Annotated in this window: 1 protein-coding gene; it reads left to right on the plus strand. The window is 60.0% G+C overall.

What is annotated here, in order from left to right; translation table 11 throughout:
* On the plus strand, window positions 1–1,846 hold a 1,846-nt coding region (locus NP596_RS21175; protein ID WP_256617365.1), incomplete at both ends, for a TonB-dependent receptor.

Genomic DNA, 1,846 nt, shown 5'->3' on the forward strand with positions numbered 1-1,846 from the left:
CCGGCACGGAGCCGGACGATGCCGCGGAGCTGCAAGCAGTGGAAGTCGTCGATACCGCCCTTGAGGCAGACCGGCCGCCCAACGAATCGGTGCTGAGCGGCGACGCCTTGAAGCTGCAGCAGGGCGACACCCTGGGCAAAACCCTGGAAAATCAAATGGGCGTCTCCAATGCCTCGTTCGGCCCCGGCGTGGGCGTTCCGGTGATCCGCGGCTTGAGCGGTTCGCGGGTGCGCATCATGCAGGACGGCATCGGCAGCCACGACGCTTCGTTTCTCAGTCCCGACCATGCCGTGGCGATCGAACCGCTGTTCGCCGAACAGATCGAAGTGGTGCGCGGCCCGGCCACGATACGATACGGCGGCAATGCCATCGGCGGCACGGTCGACGTCAAGGACAACCGCATTCCCGAGCGCCTGCCGGAGCATGGGGTGGGCGGCGCGGCGGAAACCCGTTTCGATACCAATGCCGACGGCAGTAATTCCGCCTTCAAACTGGATTTGGGCAGAGATATGCTGGCGTTGCGGGTCGGCGGTTTTTACCGCAACCGCAACGACACCGAAATTCCCGGCGCCGCAATCGATAATGCCGCCATACGCCAACAGTTCGGTTTGGATAGCGTGGTCAAAACGCTGGGCGATATTCCCAATACCGACAGCGAGAGCCAAGGCGGCTCCGCCGGTTTGTCCTGGCTGGGCGAAACCGGCATGGCCGGCATGGCGGTAAGCCATCTCGACAATCGCTACGGCATACCCAAAATCACTCAAGGCCTGGATCCCAGCGAGCTGGAGGGGCTGGAACTGATCTTGCCGGACATCGACCCCGATTTGCTGGCGGAGTTTTCCGATATTTTCGGCGAGGAAGCCCTCAACCCCAGCGTGCGCATCCAGATGCGGCAAACCCGCTACGATTTCAAAACCGAATGGTATCCGGGCTTGCGGGGTCTTGAAAAAATAAAGTTCCGCTACGGACTGGTCGACTACAGCCATACCGAGTTCGAGGGCGGCCTGCCGTTTACCACCTTCGATAATCAGGTGGGCGAAGGCCGCTTCGAAATAGACCACAAACTCTTCGATAATTTCACCGGTACCTTCGGCGCCCAATGGCAGGAACGGACGTTTTCGGCGCTGGGCATAGAAACCTTTGTTCCGCAAACCCAAAGCGACAATTTGGGCTTGTTTACCTTGCAAAAACTCCGCTGGGGGGACTGGACGCTGGAAGCCGGCTTGCGTACCGAACGGGTGCGCATCGACCCGCTTGCCGATACCTTAAAATTTCCGGCGCCGCCCGGACAGCCGGCCATCTTTCCGCCGGTTAAGCTGCCGGACAGCTTGAATTTTCGCGCCGACTCGGCTTCCTTGTCCGCGCGCTGGGATATGGCGGACAGCGCGGCCTTGACGCTGGCCCTGAGCCGGGCCAAGCGCGCGCCCGACATACAGGAATTACTGGCGATAGGCCCGCATTTGTCCACCCGCGCTTTTGAAATCGGCAACGTGCGCCTGGGGAATGAAACCGTCAATCTGCTCGACTTGGGGCTGGACTGGCATGCCGAACGGCTGGCGGCCAAAATCAATGCCTATTACAACCACACCGAAAATTATATTTATCAAAAATTGCAAGCCGACGCCTTTTACAGCGTGGACGAATCCAAATTTTATGCCGACTGCGTCAGTCTGGTCGACTGTCTGCCCATTTACGCTTACAGCCAGCGTAGCGCGCGTTTTCTGGGGTACGAAGCCGAAGCCCAGGCCATTCTGGCCGAAACCGGCTGGGGACAATTGAAATTTAGCCTGTTCTCCGACTGGGTGCGCGGCCGATTCGCGGACGGCGACCGCGACGACGTTCCGCG

This window comes from Methylomonas rivi (genome assembly GCF_024505165.1).
GTDB lineage: Bacteria > Pseudomonadota > Gammaproteobacteria > Methylococcales > Methylomonadaceae > Methylomonas > Methylomonas rivi.